The 18,777-nt window shown below is 74.1% G+C and carries 14 protein-coding genes; all 14 read left to right on the top strand.

The window, feature by feature from the left end; translation table 11 throughout:
- Positions 1-290 precede the first annotated feature (290 nt).
- The 14 genes from ACFXAM_RS09180 (at position 291) to asnB (ending at position 18,764) form a co-directional block, all read left to right on the top strand.
- Entirely contained in the window at positions 291-1,643 is a 1,353-nt protein-coding gene (locus tag ACFXAM_RS09180; protein WP_380289034.1) for an ABC transporter substrate-binding protein, read from the top strand.
- The gene (locus ACFXAM_RS09175) at positions 1,640-2,587 is read left to right on the top strand and encodes a carbohydrate ABC transporter permease (protein ID WP_380289032.1); all 948 of its coding nucleotides are present in this window, start codon (positions 1,640-1,642) and stop codon (positions 2,585-2,587) included. The genes ACFXAM_RS09180 and ACFXAM_RS09175 overlap by 4 nt, the downstream gene beginning before the upstream one ends.
- On the top strand, positions 2,584-3,489 hold the full coding sequence (locus tag ACFXAM_RS09170; RefSeq protein WP_380289030.1) for a carbohydrate ABC transporter permease: 906 nt from the start codon (positions 2,584-2,586) through the stop codon (positions 3,487-3,489). The genes ACFXAM_RS09175 and ACFXAM_RS09170 overlap by 4 nt, the downstream gene beginning before the upstream one ends.
- Positions 3,490-3,593: 104 nt before the next feature.
- Positions 3,594-4,574, top strand: coding sequence for a hydroxyacid dehydrogenase (locus ACFXAM_RS09165; protein WP_380289050.1), 981 nt, complete (start codon positions 3,594-3,596; stop codon positions 4,572-4,574).
- A gap of 98 nt (positions 4,575-4,672) precedes the next feature.
- The gene (locus ACFXAM_RS09160) at positions 4,673-5,824 is read left to right on the top strand and encodes a Gfo/Idh/MocA family protein (protein WP_380289028.1); all 1,152 of its coding nucleotides are present in this window, start codon (positions 4,673-4,675) and stop codon (positions 5,822-5,824) included.
- A gap of 99 nt (positions 5,825-5,923) precedes the next feature.
- Positions 5,924-7,096: a dihydrodipicolinate synthase family protein gene (locus ACFXAM_RS09155; protein WP_380289026.1), complete on the top strand. Its 1,173-nt coding sequence runs from the start codon at positions 5,924-5,926 to the stop codon at positions 7,094-7,096.
- A complete protein-coding gene (locus ACFXAM_RS09150; RefSeq protein WP_380289024.1) occupies positions 7,093-7,947 on the top strand; it encodes a sugar phosphate isomerase/epimerase family protein in 855 nt (284 codons plus the stop codon). The genes ACFXAM_RS09155 and ACFXAM_RS09150 overlap by 4 nt, the downstream gene beginning before the upstream one ends.
- Positions 7,944-9,026 carry a glycerate kinase gene (locus tag ACFXAM_RS09145; RefSeq protein WP_380289022.1) on the top strand — a complete coding sequence of 361 codons (1,083 nt, stop codon included), beginning with the start codon at positions 7,944-7,946 and terminating at the stop codon, positions 9,024-9,026. Before ACFXAM_RS09150 ends, ACFXAM_RS09145 begins: the two co-directional genes overlap by 4 nt.
- 639 nt (positions 9,027-9,665) lie before the next feature.
- Positions 9,666-11,183 carry a sugar transferase gene (locus tag ACFXAM_RS09140; protein WP_380289048.1) on the top strand — a complete coding sequence of 506 codons (1,518 nt, stop codon included), beginning with the start codon at positions 9,666-9,668 and terminating at the stop codon, positions 11,181-11,183.
- Positions 11,184-11,301: 118 nt separating this feature from the next.
- The gene (locus ACFXAM_RS09135) at positions 11,302-12,615 is read left to right on the top strand and encodes a nucleotide sugar dehydrogenase (RefSeq protein ID WP_380289020.1); all 1,314 of its coding nucleotides are present in this window, start codon (positions 11,302-11,304) and stop codon (positions 12,613-12,615) included.
- Positions 12,605-13,870 (top strand): glycosyltransferase family 4 protein, encoded by a 1,266-nt coding sequence (locus ACFXAM_RS09130; RefSeq protein ID WP_380289018.1) that lies wholly within the window; start codon positions 12,605-12,607, stop codon positions 13,868-13,870. The genes ACFXAM_RS09135 and ACFXAM_RS09130 overlap by 11 nt, the downstream gene beginning before the upstream one ends.
- On the top strand, positions 13,867-15,300 hold the full coding sequence (locus ACFXAM_RS09125) for a polysaccharide biosynthesis protein (RefSeq protein WP_380289016.1): 1,434 nt from the start codon (positions 13,867-13,869) through the stop codon (positions 15,298-15,300). Before ACFXAM_RS09130 ends, ACFXAM_RS09125 begins: the two co-directional genes overlap by 4 nt.
- Positions 15,297-16,826 carry a polysaccharide biosynthesis protein gene (locus ACFXAM_RS09120; protein ID WP_380289014.1) on the top strand — a complete coding sequence of 510 codons (1,530 nt, stop codon included), beginning with the start codon at positions 15,297-15,299 and terminating at the stop codon, positions 16,824-16,826. Before ACFXAM_RS09125 ends, ACFXAM_RS09120 begins: the two co-directional genes overlap by 4 nt.
- Before the next feature lie 3 nt (positions 16,827-16,829).
- Positions 16,830-18,764 carry an asparagine synthase (glutamine-hydrolyzing) gene (asnB, locus tag ACFXAM_RS09115; RefSeq protein ID WP_380289012.1) on the top strand — a complete coding sequence of 645 codons (1,935 nt, stop codon included), beginning with the start codon at positions 16,830-16,832 and terminating at the stop codon, positions 18,762-18,764.
- The last annotated feature ends 13 nt before the right edge of the window (positions 18,765-18,777 follow it).

The following is an 18,777-nucleotide window of genomic DNA, read 5'->3' as shown; positions in this document are numbered from 1 at the left end:
GGCAGCACCTGATCATTCGTCAAGCTGAGGCGATCAAATGGACGGCTTGATCGGATTGTGATGTTGCCCCAGCATCGGCCCAATGCCCCGATTTTTCGGCATTCCTGGAGGTCACGAAGGCCCTCCGGGGGGCCGTCACGGCCGATCAGGTCAGATCATTTGATCCAAATCTCTTGACTCCGATCGCCGACCTGCTCAGGATGACAGCCAATCGCCCCCACCCCTCTGCGGGTCCCGGTCGGAGCCGACCGTCCAGGGGCCCGCGCACCCTCGCCGTAAGGAGCCCACCCATGCGCTCGACCCCCCTCTCCCGGCGCAGAGCCCTCCGCGTCGCCGCCGCGGCCACCTCGGCCGCGCTCTGTGTCACCCTGCTCGCGGCCTGCGGCAGCAGCGGGGACGGGGCCGGGGCCGCCGCCGCGGACGACGGCAAGCCGGTCAGCCTGACCTTCTGGGGCTGGGCGAAGGGCACCAAGGACGTGGTCGCCGCGTTCAACGCGAGCCACCCGGACATCCAGGTCACCTTCGAGGAGATCCCGGCGGGCGCCGCCGGCGGCTACGCCAAGCTCTCCAACGCGGTCAAGGCCGGCAACGCCCCCGACGTCTTCAACGTCGAGTACCCGCAGCTGCCGGACTTCGTCAGCCAGGGCGCCGTCCAGGACATCAGCAAGCTCGTCGGCGCCGACCTCAAGGCCAAGTACCTGCCGCAGGCCGTCGAGCTCACCTCGCTCGGCGGGCGCACCTGGGCCCTGCCGCTGGACGCCTCGCCCCAGGTCTTCTACTACCGCAAGGACCTCTTCGCCAAGGCCGGCATCACCGTGCCCCGCACCTGGGACGAGTTCCGCACCGCGGCGCAGCAGCTGAAGGCCGCCCAGCCGGACACCCGGATCGCCACCTTCTTCCCCGACGACCCGACCACCTTCGAGGCGATGGCCTGGCAGAACGGCGCCCACTGGTTCACCGCCGCCGACGAGGCCTGGAAGAGCGAGCTCACCGGCCCGGAGACCCGCAAGGTCTCCGAGTACTGGCAGAAGCTGGCCGACGAGGACCTCGTGCGCGTCATGCCGTCCTTCAGCCAGCAGTGGACCGCGTCCCTGCAGAAGGGCGAGACGGCCGGCTACCTCGGCGCCACCTGGGGCGGCGGCGTCCTGAAGGCCAACGTCGGCACCGCCCCCGCGGGCGACGGCGCCTGGGCGGCCGCGCCGATGCCCAGCTGGGACGGCACCCCCGCCAGCGGCATGCTCGGCGGCACCACCTTCGCCGTGTCCAAGGACAGCAAGAAGGCCAAGGCCGCCGTCGAGTTCGCCACCTGGGCGACCACCACCGCCGACGGCTTCAAGGCCCGGATCTCCTCCGGCACCTCCTCCGCCTACCCGGCCGCCACCGAGCTGGTGCCGGTCGCCAAGCAGGCCTTCAACACCGACTTCTACGGCGGCCAGGACCTCTACGCCCTGTACGCGGACGCCGCCAAGTCGATCAAGCCGGGCTGGACCTGGGGCCCGGCGATGGGCCTCACCAACGGCTCGCTGAAGGACTCCTTCGGCAAGGTCGCCGACCGGAGCGGCACCATCGACCAGGCGCTCGACACCGCGCAGCAGGCCACCCTCGCCGAGCTCAAGAACCGCGGACTGAAGGTCGCCCAGTGACCACCGGCACCCATCCCGGCCGTACCGCCCGCGCTGCCGCCGGCCGGCGGCGGCGCGGGCGGTACGGGGCACCGGCCGTGCTGCTCACCCCGTTCCTCGTGCTCTTCACCGCGTGCACGCTGATCCCGATCGGCTACGCGATCAGGCTCAGCCTGTTCACCGAACGCCGCGACGGCCTCGGCTTCGGCGACGCCGAGACGGTCTTCACCGGGCTCGGCAACTACACCCGGGCCCTCGGCGACGAGGCGTTCCGCGGCGGGTTCCTGACCGCCGCGCAGTACTGCCTGATCTACATCCCGCTGATGACCGGCCTGGCGCTGGTCCTGGCGCTGCTGCTGGACTCCACGCTGGCCCGCGCCCGGCGCTTCTTCCAGCTGACGCTGTTCATCCCGCACGCCGTGCCCGGCATCATCGCCACCCTGCTGTGGATGTACCTCTACACCCCGGGCATCAGCCCGGTGCTGGACGCGCTGGAGAGCCTCGGGACGCAGCCCGACCCGCTCGGCCACCCGCTGCCCGCCGTCGTCAACATGGCGCTGTGGCAGTGGACCGGCTACAACCTGGTCATCTTCTTCGCCGCCCTGCAGGCGATCGACCGCTCGGTGCTGGAGGCGGCCGTCGTCGACGGCGCCGGGCCGCTGCGCACCGCGCTGAGCATCAAGGTGCCGCTGATCCGGCCGTCGATCGCCATGGTCGGCCTGTTCACCGTGATCGGCTCGCTCCAGCTGTTCACCGAGCCGATGATCCTCTACGGCACCTCGCCGGGCGTCACCTCCTCCTGGACCCCGAACATGTACGCCTACACGGCCGCCTTCGAGCGCCACGACTACGGCCTCGCCGCCTCCGCCTCGGTGCTGCTGGCGCTCGCCGCGGCGGGACTCTCCTTCGCCGTCACCCGGCTCACCCGGGGCCGCTCCGAACGCCGGCGGGAGGCCGACGCATGACCACCACCGCCACCCGCCCCAGCAGCGCCCCGCCCACCCGGCCGGAGCGCTCCGGCCGGCCGCGCCGCCCCTGGACGCTCTCCAAGGTCGCCGTGAACGGCACCCTGCTGCTGGCCACCTTCTACACCCTGTGGCCGCTCGGCTGGCTGCTCACCGCCTCCGCCAAGAACACCGCCGACCTGCTCGGCGGCAACTCCCTGGGCGCCGACAACTTCCAGCTCGGGCAGAACCTGAGCGACCTGGCCTCCACCGGCGACGGCATCTACTTCCGCTGGTACCTCAACTCGCTGCTGTACGCCGGGATCGGTTCGCTGCTGTGCGCGCTGGTGTGCGTCGCGGCCGGCTACGCCTTCCACGTCTACCGCTTCCCCGGCAAGGAGAAGCTGTTCGGCCTGGTGCTGCTGGGCGTGCTGGTGCCCACCACGGCGCTCGCCCTGCCGATGTACCTGCTGGCCTCCGAGCTCGGCATCGTCAACACCTTCTGGGCCGTGTTCATCCCCTCCCTGGTGAACCCGTTCGGCGTGTACCTGGCCCGGGTGTTCTGCGCCGGCTACGTGCCGAACGAGGTCCTGGAGGCCGCCCGGATGGACGGCGCCGGGGAGCTGCGGACCTTCTGGTCGATCGGGCTGCGGATGGTGATGCCGGGCTTCGTCACCGTGCTGCTGTTCCAGTTCACCGCGATCTGGAACAACTTCTTCCTCCCGCTGGTGATGCTCTCCGACAACCGGCTCTTCCCGGTCAGCCTCGGCCTGTTCAGCTGGAACGCCCAGACCAAGGCCTTCCCCGAGTACTACCCGCTGGTCATCACCGGCTCGCTGCTCGCCGTCGTGCCGCTCGTGCTCGCGTTCGTGCTGCTCCAGCGGCACTGGAAGGCCGGTCTGACCGCGGGGAGCGTCAAGTGACCCCCGCTCCCGGCCCCGCCGCCACCGAACCCGCCCCTTCGCCCGACCGGGAGACCACCGTGCCCGACAGCCGGCCAGCCTGCCGTCCCCGCGCCGTCCTCGCCATGCACCGCGAGCTCGCCGACCGCCTGATCGACCCGCACACCATGGCCCGGCTCACCGCGCTGGCCGACCTCGACCCGGATCTCGTCCTGGACGACTTCAGCACCCCCGGGGCCCGCGCGGCGCTCGCCGACGCCGAGGTGATCGTCTCCAGCTGGGGCTGCCCGCCGATCGACGAGGAGGTGCTGGCCGCCGCGCCGCGGCTGACCGCCGTCATCCACGCGGCCGGCTCGGTCAAGCACCACGTCACCGACGCCTGCTGGCGCCGCGGTCTGCAGGTCACCTCGGCGGCCTGGGCCAACGCACTGCCGGTCGCCGAGTACACCGTCGCCGTCGTGCTGCTCGCCAACAAGCGGCTGCTGCCGATCCGCGAGGAGTACCGGCGCCGCCGCGCGCCGTACGACTGGCAGCTGGCCTACGCCACGGCGGGCAACTACCGGCGCACCGTGGGCATCGTCGGCGCCTCCCGGATCGGCCGGCGGGTGCTGGAGCTGCTGCGCCCGCACGACCTCGACCTGCTGCTGCACGACCCCTACGTCGACCCCGCCGAGGCCGCCCGGCTCGGTGCGCGCGCCGTCGGGCTGGACGAACTGTGCGCCGCCTCCGACGTGGTGAGCGTGCACGCCCCCGAGCTCCCGGAGACCCGGCACATGATCGACGGCCGCCGGCTCGCGCTGATGCGCGACGGCGCCACCCTGGTCAACACCTCCCGCGGCTCCCTGGTCGACCAGCAGGCGCTGGTGCGCGAGACGGCCTCCGGGCGGCTGGACGCCGTCATCGACGTCACCGAGCCCGAGGTGCTGCCCGCCGACTCCCCGCTCTACGACCTGCCGAACGTCGTGCTCACCCCCCATGTCGCCGGCTCCCTCGGCGGCGAGCTGCACCGGATGGCCGCCGCCGCCGCGGACGAACTCGCCCGCTACACCGCCGGGCAGCCGTTCGCCCACCCCGTCCTCGCCGAGGACGTCGACCGCACCGCGTGAGCCCCGGCGCGCGCCCCCTGGCCGCGCGCCCGCGCAGCGCCTCGCACCACCCCCGCACCACGCGCTCCCCCGCACCAGCAACGAATCGGAGAACCCCCATGTCCCGCAGGGTGATCGGCATCGTCATGAACGGCGTCACCGGCCGGATGGGCTACCGCCAGCACCTGGTCCGCTCCATCCTGGCCATCCGCGACCAGGGCGGCCTGCCGCTCGGCGACGGCGAGACGCTGTGGCCCGAGCCCATCCTGGTCGGCCGCAGCGCCGACAAGCTCAAGGACCTCGCCGACCGGCACGGCCTCACCCACTGGACCACCTCGCTCGACGAGGCCCTCGCCCACCCGCTCGCCGAGGTCTACTTCGACGCCCAGGTCACCCCCGCCCGGGAGGCCGCGCTGCGCACCGCGATCGCCGCCGGCAAGCACATCTACACCGAGAAGCCCACCGCCGAGTCGCTGGAGGCCGCGCTCGACCTCGCCCGGCTGGCCCGCGACGCCGGGGTGTGCAACGGCGCCGTGCAGGACAAGCTCTTCCTCCCCGGCCTGCGCAAGCTCAAGCGGCTGGTGGACGGCGGGTTCTTCGGCCGGATCCTCTCGGTGCGCGGCGAGTTCGGCTACTGGGTCTTCGAGGGCGACTGGCAGCAGGCCCAGCGGCCGTCCTGGAACTACCGCGACGAGGACGGCGGCGGCATGGTCCTCGACATGTTCCCGCACTGGCGCTACGTGCTGGACGGCATCATCGCCCCGGTGCGCTCGGTGTACGCGCACACCGCCACCCACATCCCCGAGCGCACCGACGAGCGCGGGCAGGTCTACCCGGCCACCGCCGACGACGCCGCGTACGGCGTGTTCGAGCTGGAGGGCGGCATCACCGCCCAGATCAACTCCTCCTGGGCGGTGCGGGTGGACCGCGACGAGCTGGTGGAGTTCCAGGTGGACGGCACCGAGGGCAGCGCCGTCGCCGGGCTGCGCGAGTGCCGCTTCCAGCACCGTGCGGCCACCCCCAAGCCGGTCTGGAACCCGGACCTGCCGGCGACCGAGCCGTTCCGCGCGCAGTGGCAGCGGGTGCCGGACAACGAGGAGTTCGACAACGGTTTCAAGGCGCAGTGGGAGCTGTTCCTGCGCCACGTGACCACCGGATCCCCGTACCACTGGGACCTCCTGGAGGGTGCCAAGGGCGTGCAGCTCGCCGAGCTCGGTCTGCGCTCCGCCCGCGAGGGACGCCGGCTGGACGTCCCCGAGCTGTCCCTGTGACGGCCCGCCAGCCACACCCTGGCCGGCCACCACGCACCCGGCCGCCGGGGAACCGCCCGCCCCGCAGCCGCCCGCCGACGAGACGATTGCGCTGACACCATGACCGAGATCGATCTGCCCGGCCACGGCCGGATCCGGCTGCGCGAGCCCGCCGCCCTGCCCGCCTCGACCGCCGCCGCCCTGCCCGCCTCGACCGCCGCCGCCCGCTCGCGGACGGCCTTCGCCGCCGCCCACGTGGTCGCCGACCCGCTGGGCGAGAACGTCCCCGGCGCCCCGGCCGCCGTCGACTGGGACGCCACCCTCGCCTTCCGCCACCACCTGTGGTCGCTGGGCCTCGGCGTCGCCGACGCGATGGACACCGCCCAGCGCGGCATGGGCCTGGACTGGCCGGCCACCCGCGAGCTGATCACCCGCTCCGGCGCCGCGGCCCGCGCCTGCGGCGGCCTGCTGGCCTGCGGCGTCGGCACCGACCAGCTCGCCCCCGGCCCCCACCCGCTGGACGCCGTCCGGGCCGCCTACCAGGAGCAGCTGGCCGTGGTCCAGGAGGCCGGCGCCCGGCCGATCCTGATGGCCAGCCGCGCCCTGGCCGCCGCCGCCCGCGGCCCGGAGGACTACCTGGAGGTCTACGGCGAGCTGATCGCCGCCTCCGAGCAGCCGGTGCTGCTGCACTGGCTCGGCGAGATGTTCGACCCCGCGCTCGCCGGCTACTGGGGCTCCGCCGACCTCGACGCGGCCGCCGCCACCGTGCTGGAGCTGATCGGCGCGCACGCCGACCGGGTCGAGGGCATCAAGGTCTCCCTGCTGGACGCCGACCGGGAGATCGCGCTGCGCCGCGCCCTGCCGGCCGGGGTGCGGATGTACACCGGCGACGACTTCCACTACCCCGAGCTGATCCGCGGCGACGAACTCGGCCACAGCCACGCCCTGCTGGGCGTCTTCGACCCGATCGCGGCCACCGCCGCGGCGGCGCTGCGGGCGCTGGACGAGGGCGACCTCGACCGCTACGAGGAGCTGTTCGCGCCGACCGTGCCGCTGGCCCGGCACCTGTTCGCCGCGCCGACCTTCCACTACAAGACCGGGGTGGTCTTCCTCGCCTGGCTGGCGGGTCACCAGGACCACTTCACCATGGTGGGCGGTGCGCAGAGCGGGCGCTCGGTGCCCCACCTGGTGGAGCTGTTCCGGCTGGCGGACGCCGCCGGGGTCCTCCCCGACCCGGATCTCGCGGCCGCCCGGATGCGCCGGCTGCTCGCGGTCGCGGGGGTGACGGCATGAGCGGCGCCACCGCGGTGAACGGCCTGGAGAGGCTGTCGCTCAACCAGATCACCACCCGGGGCTGGAGCCTCCCGGAGGCGGTGCGGGGCTGCGTGGACGCCGGCATCCCGGCCATCGGGCTCTGGCGCGACAAGGTCGCCGAGACCGGACTCGCCCGTTCCGCGAAGCTCTGCCGGGACGCCGGACTCGCCGTCAGCAGCCTGTGCCGGGGCGGCTTCCTCACCGCCGCCGGGCCCGAGGAGCGCCGGGCCGCGCTCGCCGACAACCTCCGGGCGATCGAGGAGGCCGCCGAACTCGGCACCGACACCCTGGTGCTGGTCGTCGGCGGCCTGCCGGCCGGCAGCCGCGACCTGGTCGGCGCCCGGGCCGCCGTCGCCGACCTGCTCGGCGAACTCGCTCCGCACGCGGGCGACTTCGGTGTACGGCTGGCGATCGAGCCGCTGCACCCGATGTTCTGCGCCGACCGGGCGGTGGTCTCCACCCTGGGCCAGGCGCTCGACCTCGCCGCCCCGCACCCGGCCCGGCAGGTGGGCGTCGTCGTGGACAGCTACCACGTCTGGTGGGACCCGGCGCTGCCCGAGCAGATCGCCCGCGCCGGGCGGGAGGAGCGGATCGCCTCCTACCAGGTGTGCGACTGGACCCTGCCGCTGCCCGCCGACGCCCTGCTCGGCCGCGGTCACGTCGGCGACGGCCACATCGACTTCCGCGCCCTCACCGACCTGGTCACCGCCGCCGGGTACCGGGGCTGGATCGAGGTCGAGATCTTCAACCAGGAGATCTGGGACACCCCGGGCGAGCTGACGCTGCGCACCCTGATCGAGCGGCACCTCGCCCATCTGGCCCGGCCGTGAGGGTCGTCCTCGCGCCGGACTCCTTCAAGGGCACCGTCGCCGCCCGGGACGCCGCCCTGGCCCTGGCCGCCGGCTGGCGCTCGGTGCGGCCGGACGACGACCTGCTGATCCGTCCGATGGCCGACGGCGGGGAGGGCACCCTCGACGCGCTCGCGGCGGCCCTCCCCGGTGCAGCCGTGCACCCGGTGCCCGGCTGCACCGGCCCCGACGGACGGCCGGTCACCGGACGCTACGCGCTGCTGCCGGACGGCACCGCACTGGTCGAACTCGCCGACACCGGCGGCCTGCCGCTGCTCGGCGGGGCCCTCGCCCCGCTCACCGCCGGCACCCGCGGCACCGGCGAGACCATCGCCGCCGCGCTGGACGCCGGGGCGCGGCGGGTGACCGTCGCGCTCGGCGGCTCGGCGTCCACCGACGGCGGCGCCGGGCTGCTGGCCGCCCTCGGCCTGCGGCTGCTGGACGACACCGGCGCCCTCCTCCCGGACGGCGGCGGCGCCCTCACCCGGGCCCACCGGCTCGACCGGAGCGCCCTGCGCCCCGCGCCGCCGGGCGGTGTCCGGCTGCTGGCCGACGTCACCAACCCGCTGCTCGGCCCCACCGGAGCGGCCGCGGTCTACGGGCCGCAGAAGGGCGCCGACCCGGCCCTCGTGGCCGTCCTGGAGGCGGGGCTGCGCCGCTTCGCCGACCTGCTCGGGGGCGACCCGGCGCTGCCCGGCGCGGGCGCGGCCGGCGGCACCGCGTACGGCCTGATGACCGCCTGGGACGCCCGGGTGGTCCCCGGCGCGGCGGCGGTGGCCGAACTGACCGGGCTCGACCGGGCCCTCGCCGGGGCCGACCTGGTGATCACCGGCGAGGGCCGCTTCGACGCCACCAGCCTGCTCGGCAAGGCCGTCGGCGAGGTCCTCGCCCGCGCCGGGCGGGCCGGCGTCCCCGCCCGGGTCGTCGCCGGCGAGGCCACCGGCCCCGGCGCGCTCACCCTCACGGAGCTGTCCGGCGATCCGGCCGACGCCCGTGCCCGGGCCGCCCACTGGCTCACCGCCGCCGGCGCCCGCCTGGCCCGCACCTGCGCCGCGGGCTGAGCCGGCCCCGCGCCGGACGGCCGAGGCGCTCGCGAGGTTTGTCCAGTCCCTCGCCGTGCCCGGCCGTCCGGACGCCGCACCCGGCCTTTTCAAGACGATCTCCCGCACCTTTGTCGCCGCAGGTCACCGCGCGGGCATTCGCCGCCGGGCCACCGCCACCGGTGGCCGTCCGGTGGATCCAACGTCAAATTTCGAGTGCACGTTTCACATATCCCCCTCTTTGGAGCTCCCGGATGCTCTAGATTGACTGCACTGCTCACCGCCGGACACCAGCGACACCGTCATGATCCACTGGTCCGGCACCGGGGACGGCTGACAGGCGCGTCCCCGGCGGCAGTATGGGGGAGATCATTCACCGGAGCCCGAACGCGGGGCTCCGGCCGCAAGGGGGCGACCCGCCGGCAGTTTCCCGTGCACCTCGGGGCTCCGGCCGGGGCGAACCCGCCGACGCTCGGCGGGATGTTCAACAAGCGCTGCGAGAGCGGTATTTGGCGTGCGCGGGAGTGGGGACTCCCGCCGGCAGGAACAGCGCGGCACGACGGGAGGGCGGGGGCTCCCCTAGGGAGGAGCAGCACGGGAGGCGCAAGCCTCCCGGGGGGAGGAATCGTGTGGAGCGAGCACGTCGAACCCACTGGTGACCTGGAACGGAATGCGAAGCAGGGGGAAGGGGAAACGGTCCGCCCGTTACCGTCGGCGCAATCGGCGCAATCGACACAGCGGCGTCCTCCGGTCAAGGCGGGAATCGGCCGACCGAGGATCGACTGGGAACAGCAGTACCGCCGGGCGGTGATCACCAGCGATACCGTGGCCACCGCATTCGTGGTCGCCGCGATAGGCGGTTTCTTCGGGGTCCGGGACGCCGCTAACTGGCACGAGAAATGGGGAATTCTCGCCTTCGGCACCGAGCTTCTGGTGCTGGGTTCACTGGCGGTGACCCGGTCGTGGGCCCCGGCCGTGCTCGGCCAGGGCGCCGAGGAGTTCCGCCGGCTCGGGCGCGCGCTGTTCACCGCGGCCGTCGTCCTGTCGCTCGGCGGGATCGCCCTCACCTCGCACAACATCAAGCTCTGGATCTTCGTGGCGATCCCGGCGATCACGGCCGTCACCATGACCGAGCGGTACCTGCTGCGCGTCTGGCTGCACCGCAGGCGCAACGAGGGCCGGTGCCTGCGCCCGGTGCTGGCCGCCGGGAGCCCGGCGACGGTGCGCGACCTGATCGCCCGCACCCGCAAGTTCCCCCACCTCGGCTGGAAGGTCGAGGCGGTGTGCACGCCGTACACCCTCGGCCCGGGCGGTGACCGACTGGACGGCGTGCCGGTGGTCGGCCGGCTGTCGGACGTCGCCAACCACGTGCGCCGCGACGGGTTCCGCGTGGTGGCGATCACCCCGGACCCGTACTGGACGCCGGACCGGCTGCAACGGCTGGCCTGGAACCTGGAGGGCGGCGACGCGGAGATGGTCGTGGCCCCGGTGCTGATGGAGGTCGCCGGGCCGCGGCTGCACGTCGACGCGGTGCTCGGCATCCCGATGCTGCGGGTCAGCATGCCGACCTTCACCGGGGGGCCGCGGGCCGTCAAGGAGGTCGTCGACCGGCTGGGCGCGGTGATCCTGCTGATCCTGTTCGCACCGCTGATGGTGTTCGTCGGGCTGCTGGTGATGGCGGACAGCGCGGGCGGGGCGTTCTACCGGCAGCCCCGGGTCGGCAAGGACGGCCGGCAGTTCACCCTGGTCAAGTTCCGCACCATGACCGCCGGGGCCGACCGGGCCAGGGCCGAGCTGGCCGCCTACAACGAGGGCGCCGGGCTGTTGTTCAAGCTCCGCCACGATCCCCGGGTGACCAGGGTGGGCGGAGTGCTGCGCCGCTACTCGATCGACGAACTCCCGCAGCTGTTCAACGTGTTGGCCGGCTCGATGTCGCTCGTCGGTCCACGGCCGCCGCTGCCGGAGGAGTCGGCGGCGTACGGGCCGGACATCCGGCGGCGGCTGCTCGTCAAGCCCGGGCTCACCGGCCTGTGGCAGATCAGCGGGCGCAGCGACCTCCCCTGGGAGGAGGCCGTCCGGCTGGACCTGCGGTACGTGGAGGACTGGTCGCTCGCGCTGGACGCGGTGATCCTGTGGAAGACGCTGCGCGCGGTGCTCCAGGGGCAGGGGGCCTACTGATGCGCGGGGCGTGCGGAACGTGTGGAACCCGCGGGGTGCGCGGGATGCGTGGGGGGCGTCGTCCGATCGACGCGCGGATGGCCGGCCACAAGGGCCTGCCCGAGGGGAGGAACGTTTCATGAGGGTCAGTGTCCTGGGGCTCGGCTACGTGGGCTGCGTGTCGGCCGCGTGCCTGGCCAGCCTGGGCCACGAGGTCATCGGGGTGGACGTCAACCAGGTGAAGGTGGACCTGGTCAACGACGGCAAGGCCCCGGTGGTCGAGGAGCGGATCGGCGAGATGATCGCCGAGGTCGTGCGGGCCGGGACGTTGCGGGCGACGACGGACGTCCGCGAGGCGATCATGGGCAGCGACGTGTCGCTGGTCTGCGTGGGCACCCCGTCGGAGCCCAACGGCAGCCTGTGCACCACCTACCTGGAGCGGGTCACCGAGGAGATCGGTGCCGCGGTGGCCGAGCGGGGCGGGCGGCAGACCGTCGTGTTCCGCAGCACCATGCTCCCGGGCACCTGCCTGAACCTGCTGGTGCCGATCCTGGAGAAGTACGCCGGCACCGCCGGGGTGGACTTCGGGGTCGCGGTCAACCCGGAGTTCCTGCGCGAGGGCACCAGCGTGCGGGACTTCTTCGACCCGCCCAAGACCGTCATCGGCGAGCTCGACCCGCAGAGCGGCGACGTCGTCGCGGCGCTCTACGAGGGCCTGCCCGGCGAGGTGTTCCGGGTGCCGGTCCCCACCGCCGAGGCGATCAAGTACGCGGACAACGCCTTCCACGGCCTCAAGATCGGCTTCGCCAACGAGCTGGGCGCGGTCTGCCGGGCGCTCGGGGTGGACTCGCATCAGGTGATCGACGTGTTCCTGGCCGACCACAAGCTGAACATCAGCCCCGCCTACCTGCGGCCCGGCTTCGCCTTCGGCGGCTCCTGCCTGCCCAAGGACCTCCGCAGCCTGGTCCACGCGGCGCAGCGGGCCGACGTCGCGGTGCCGATCCTCTCCCACGTGCTGCCCTCCAACGCCGAACACCTGCGGCGCGCCCTGGAGTTGGTCGAGCGCACCGGAAAGCGGCGGGTGGGCCTGTTCGGCCTGTCCTTCAAGCCCGGCACCGACGACCTGCGCGAGAGCCCGCTCGTCGAGCTGGCGGAGCGGCTCTTCGGCAAGGGCTACGACCTGCGGATCCACGACCCCAATGTGAACCTCTCCCGGCTGCTCGGCGCGAACCGCGAGTACATCGAGACCAGGCTGCCGCACCTCGCGCAGCTGCTCACCGACTCCGTCGAGGAGGTGCTCGGCCACGCCGAGGTGTGCGTGGTGGGGACGAAGGACCCGGCCGTGCTGGCGGCGCTGCCGCACGGGGACGGCCCGCTGATCGTCGACCTCGTCCACCTGCCCGACGCCGACGCGCGCCGGGCCGAGCCGGGGTACGTGGGCCTTGCCTGGTGACGTCACCGGCCGCGACGGGCGGGGCCGTCGCGCGCTGGTCCTGGTGGAGAACCTCTCGGTGCCGTTCGACCGGCGGGTGTGGCAGGAGTGCACGACGCTGCGCGACGCCGGCTGGACGGTGGACGTCATCTGTCCGCGCGGGAGCAAGCGGGACACCGAGGCGGAGGCGGTGATCGACGGGGTGCGGATCCACCGCTACCCGTTGCGCGCGGCCACCGGAGGGCCGGCCGGCTACCTCCGGGAGTACGGATCGGCGCTGTGGCACACGGCCCGGCTGGCCCGCAGGGTCGGCCCGGTCGACGTGGTCCACGCCTGCAACCCGCCCGACCTGCTGTTCCTGCCGGCGCTGTGGCTGAAGCGGCGCGGCGCCCGGTTCGTGTTCGACCAGCACGACCTGGTCCCGGAGCTGTACCTGTCCCGGTTCGACCGCGGCGAGGACCTCCTCTACCGCGGCGTGTGCGCGCTGGAACGGCTGACCTACCGGGCCGCCGACGTCGTGCTCGCCACGAACGAGAGCTACCGGGACACCGCGCTGCACCGGGGCGGCCTGCGGCCGGAGGACGTCTTCGTGGTGCGCAGCGCGCCCGACACCGACCGGTTCCGGCCGGTGCCGCCCGAGCCGGAGCTCAAGCGCGGCAAGCCCCACCTGCTGTGCTACCTCGGCGTCATGGGCCCCCAGGACGGCGTCGACTACGCACTGCGGGCCCTGGCCAGGCTGCGCGACGAGGTCGGGCGGACCGACTGGCACGCGGTGTTCGTCGGCGCCGGCGACACCTTCGACGCGATGGTGGAGCTGGCCCGGCGGCTCGGGCTCGCGGACCAGGTGGAGTTCACCGGGCGGATTCCGGACGCCGACCTGGCGCGCTACCTGTCCACCTCGGACGTGTGCCTCTCCCCCGACCCGCGCAATCCGCTCAACGACGTGTCGACCATGAACAAGGTCCTGGAGTACATGGTCATGGGCCGGCCGATCGTCTCCTTCGACCTGCGCGAGGCCCGGGTCTCCGCCGGTGACGCGGCCGTCTACGCGCCGGCCAACGACGAGTCGAAGTTCGCCGAGCTCGTCGCGGAGCTGCTGGACGACCCGGACCGGCGGGCCTGGATGGGCAAGCTCGGCCAGGAGCGGATCAACGGGCCGCTCGCCTGGCGGAACTCCCAGCGCTCGCTGCTCGCCGCCTACGACGCCGCCTGCCGGGACGGCGCTCAGGGGCGGGCCGGCCGCCGGGGCCGGGCCGGGAAGAGGCCGCGCCGTTGAGCGAGGAAGCGATACGCCTGGTCACGGTCGGCCGGATCCTCCGCCGGCGCTGGCGGCTGCTCGCCGTCCTCGCCGTGGTGGGTGCGCTCGTCGGCTACGGCAGTTCGCTGCTGTTCCCGCCGCGGTACTCCACCGCGGCCTCGGTCCTGCTGCCGGGGGCGTGGCAGGAGCGCGAGCTGATGACCCAGGCGCAGCTCGCGACCAGTTCGGTGGTGCTCGACCGCGCGGCCGCCACGCTCGGGCGGCCGTGGACCGGCGACGGGCTGCGGGACCGGGTGAGCGCCACGGCCGCGGACGGGAACATCATCAAGATCTCGGGCACCGGCGACACCCCGGAGCAGGCGCAGCAGCTCGCCGACCAGGTGGCGCAGCAGTTCGTGGCGTTCGCCGCCCGGCTCACGGGCGACGGCACCGATGCCGAGGCCTCGCAGCCGCAGGCCCTGCGGCAGCTGGTGGCGCAGGCCAGCCGCCGCATCACCGAGCTGGCGGACTCGGCGAATCCGGGACAGACCGTGGAGAGCGTGCAGACCCGCACCGAGCTGGCGAAGCTGCGCACCGCGCTGCAGGAGGCGGTCGGCAAGCTGGAGCAGGTCGACCCGGCGGCCGGCAAGGCCGGCATGGTCGTGCTGGGACCGGCCCCCCGGCCGGAGGCGGCGACTCCGCCGACGGCGGCGCACCTCGTCGCCGGCGGGGCGCTGGCGTTCCTCCTGCTCGCGGTCATCGGCCATCTCGCCGCGGCCCGGGCGAGCCGCCGGCTGCGCACCGAGGCGGAGATCGCCGGGGCGCTGGGCTCGGTGCTCCTCGGCACCGTCGACGTCCCCGGTGACCGCGCGGCGCGGCGCCCCGAGGCGGGCGGCCCGCGGGGCCTGGCGCGCCGGCTGCTGGGCACCGACGTCCGGTGGGACCTGCCGGTCCCGCACGCTTCCGGGGACGAGGCCGGCCGGCAGGTCCGCTACCGGCGGGTGTGCGCCCGTCTGCGGGAGCGGCCGGTGTCCCCCCGGGAGCTGCTGGTCGTCGTCCCGGACGGCGACGGGACGGCCCGCCGGGCGGCCGGTCGGCTCGCCGCCGAGGCGGGGGGCGATCCGCTGCTGCGGGTGGTCGGGGTTCCGGTGTCCCGGCCGCTGGTGGCGGACCGTGACGAGGAGTCCGGGGTCCTGGTCGTGCTGAGCGCGGGCAACTGGACCGAGGCGGAGCTCCGCGGCGTCGCCGGGGCGTGCGCGGACGCCGGGCACGAGATCGTCGGCGTCGTCGTCGCCGCCGCGGTGCGGGACCGGGCGAAGCGCTCGTCCGGCCGCCGGTCGGACGCGGCCGCGCCCGCGCTCACGGAAGGCGGCGCGCCGGCGCTCGTGGAGGGCGCCGCGCCGGCGCTCGCGAGCGGCGCCCGGCCGGCGCTCACGGTCGGCGACGAGACGGGGAGAGGCTCGGGGTGACGACGAGTACGACGTCGGAGTCGCCGGCCGCCACTCCCCTGGTCGACCTCCAGGGGCTGGTGGTCGCGGTGCGCAGGCGCCGGCGCTTCTGGTGCTGCCTGGCGCTGCTCGGGCTGCTGGCCGGGACGGCGGCGGCGGTGCTGCGCCCGGCGCCGCCGAGCGCGGTGACCACGGTGCTGGTCGCGCACCAGGCGGACTCCCCGAACGATCCCGGCACCCTGATCCGCACCGACGCCGCCCTGCTGCAGACGGTGGGGATCGCGGGTGCGGCCCTGAAGGCCGTCGGGTCCGCGGACCGGCCGGTGGACTTCCTGGCGGACTACGGGGGCCTCGGCCTGACCAACAACCTGCTGCAGATCACCGTGAAGGCACGTACCGAGGAGGAGGCGGTGGCCCGGGCGAAGGCGCTGGCCGACGCGTTCGTCGCGGACCACGTGCGGCGGATCAACGAGGCCGCGGACGCCGAGGCGAAGTCCCTGCTCGACCAGCGCGACCGGATGCAGCAGGAACTCGCCCAGGTCAACCAGGAGATCGGGGACACCCCGCAGCAGAGCGGGCCGAAGGCGTCCGCCCGGCTGGAGGCGCTGTACGCCAGCCGGGCCGAACTCAGCTCGCGGATCACCGACTTCACCCGGCGCGCCGCGGAGGCGCACACCGGTACGCCCCGGCTGGTGGCCGGCACCCAGATCGTGGACGCCCCGCACGCGGTGCCGCTCTCGCTCGCCAGAACCGCCGCCACCGACGCCGCGATCGGGCTCGTCCTCGGGCTCGTCCTCGGGCTCACGGTGAGCGCGATCGGCGTGGTGGTGGCGGACCGCCCGGTGCTGCGCCGGGACATCGCGGCCCACCTCGGGGCGTCGGTGCTCGCCGAGCTGCGCCGGGTGCCCCGGCCGCCGGCCGGGCGGTGGCAGCTCCCGCGGACCCGTACGGCCCGGACCAGGCTCACCACGACCCTGGCGCGCGCCGTGCGCGAGTCCCCGGACCCGGTGTCGCTGCTGGACCTGGGCTGTGCCCGCAGCACCGCCGCGATCGCCCTGGACCTCGCGGGCGCGCTGGCGCCGGAGGGCCCGGTGGTGGTCGTCGACGGCCTGCCCGGCCCGCAGCTCGCCAAGCGTCGCCCGGCGCCGGACGGCCCGACCGTGGTCCGCGGCGAGCAGGCCGGGGACGCGCCGTCCCAGGAGCGCCGGATCGGCGTCGGCTCGGTGGCGCCCGGCACGGCGTGGAGCGACCTGCGGTACCTGGGCGAGCGGACCGTGCTGGTGGTGCGGGCCGGGCGCGGCAGCGCCGCGTGGCTGCACACCGTGGCACGCCAGCTCGCCGACCAGCGCATCGCGGTGATCGGCGTGGTGCTGATCGACCCCGATCCGCGCGACCGGACCGACGGCACGCTGTGGGACCGGCCGCACATCGTGACGCGCGGGCGCTACGAGCGGCCGGTCCGGCAGAACGGGACCGGCCGGCGGCGGACCGGACGCACGACCTTGTGGACCACACGGGTCCCGGACAGTGACCAGGAGGTGCGGTAGGACATGTGTGGCATCGCGGGCACGTACCGGTGGCCGGACGGGAAGGTCGTGACCGACCTGCTCACCGACACCCTCGCCCACCGAGGGCCGGACGGCGCGGGCCGCTACGGCCATCCCGTCGGGGACGGCGAGGTGCACCTGGGGCACCGCCGGCTCGCCATCGTCGACCTGTCGGAGACCGGCGCCCAGCCGATGGTCTCCGACGGCCTCGTCCTGACGTACAACGGCGAGCTGTACAACGCGCCCGAGCTGCGGGCCGAACTGAAGGCCGCCGGGGTGCGCTTCCGCGGCACCTCCGACACCGAGGTGCTGCTGGAGGCGTGGCGGCGCTGGGGCACGGACTGCCTGCCCCGGCTGCGCGGCATGTTCGCGTTCGGGATCTTCGACGAGCGCACCGGCGAGCTGGTGCTCGTCCGCGACCAGCTCGGCATCAAGCCGCTGTTCCTGATCCGGCGCGGCGAGGGACTGGTCTTCGCCTCCGAGCTCAAGGCGCTGGCGGCCGCCACCGGCGGGTCGCTGGAGGTGGACCACGCGGCGCTGGTGGCCTCGCTGCTGTACTACTGGGTGCCGGACTCGCGGTGCGCGTTCCGCGAGGCGGAGAAGCTGCCGCCGGGCAGCTGGCTGCGGTGCCGGCCGGACGGCCGGGTGGAGCGGGGCCGGTTCTGGCACCTGCGGGAGGTCGCCGCCGAGGGCCGCGAGCGGGCCCGCGCCGGCGAGCTGCCGGACCTCGCGGCCGTCGTCGAGGAGTCGACCCGGCGTCATCTGCTCTCCGACGTCCCGGTGGCGACCTTCCTCTCCGGCGGCCTGGACTCCAGCTACCTGACCGCGCTGGCGGCCCGCGACCGGCCCGGGATCTCCGCCTACACCATCGGCTTCCGCGCCGAGGACGCCAGGTTCGAGGCGATGCCGGACGACCTGCGCTACGCCCGGCAGGTGGCGCAGCGGTTCGGCGTCGACCTGCACGAGATCGAGATCGCCCCGGACGTGCTCGACCTGCTGCCGCGGATGACCTACCACCTGGACGAGCCGATCGGCGACCCCGCCGCGATCAACACCTTCCTGATCTGCTCGGCCGCCCGGGAGGCCGGGGTCAAGGTGATGCTCTCGGGGATGGGCGCCGACGAGCTGTTCGCCGGCTACCGCAAGCACCTGGCCAACCGGCTGGCGCTGCGCTACCAGCGCGTCCCGCGCCCGCTGCGGCGCGGACTGGCCATGGCGGTGGACCGGCTGCCGGTCGCCACGGCCCGCCGGGGGCTGCGCTCGGTGCGGTTCGCCAAGCGCTTCCTCTCCTTCGCCGAGCTCCCGGAGGAGACCGCCTTCCGGCGCAGCTACACCATGTACGACCGGGAGGAGTTGCTCGCCCTGGTCGATCCGGACCTCGCCGGGACGGTCGAGGACGTGCTGACCGAGCACGCGGACGTCTACGAGGACAACGACCTCGACGACTTCGTCAACCGGATGTGCCTGGGCGACGCCCGGATGTTCCTGCCGGGCCTGAACCTCGCGTACACCGACCGCTCCAGCATGGCCGCCTCCACCGAGGTGCGGGTGCCGTACGTGGACGTCGAGGTGGTCAGGGCGGCGTTCGCCGTGCCCGGCGACCGCAAGATCGTCGGACGCCAGGGCAAGGCGGTGCTCAAGGAGGCGGCCACCTCCGTCCTGCCCCGGGAGATCGTGTACCGGCCCAAGGGCCTGTTCAGCGCCCCGCTGCGGGCCTGGATGAGCCGGGACCTCGCGCCGCTGGTGCGCGAGGTGGTGAACGACGGCGAGCTGGTCCGCTCCGGCTTCCTGCGCCGCGACGCGCTGGCGCGGCTGGTCGCCGAGGACGCCGCCGGGCACCAGGACTACTCCAAGCACCTGTGGCACGTGCTGACCCTCGAACACTGGTACCGCGGCGCGACCGCACGCTCCGGCCACAGCACCCATTCGACGACGTAGCGCCCGGGCACGG

Origin of the sequence: Kitasatospora sp. NPDC059462 (genome assembly GCF_042749955.1) — a bacterium.
Taxonomy (GTDB): Bacteria; Actinomycetota; Actinomycetes; order Streptomycetales; family Streptomycetaceae; genus Kitasatospora.
The sequence above is the reverse complement of the archived record's forward strand: the minus strand, read 5'-3'. Positions and strand labels throughout refer to the sequence as shown.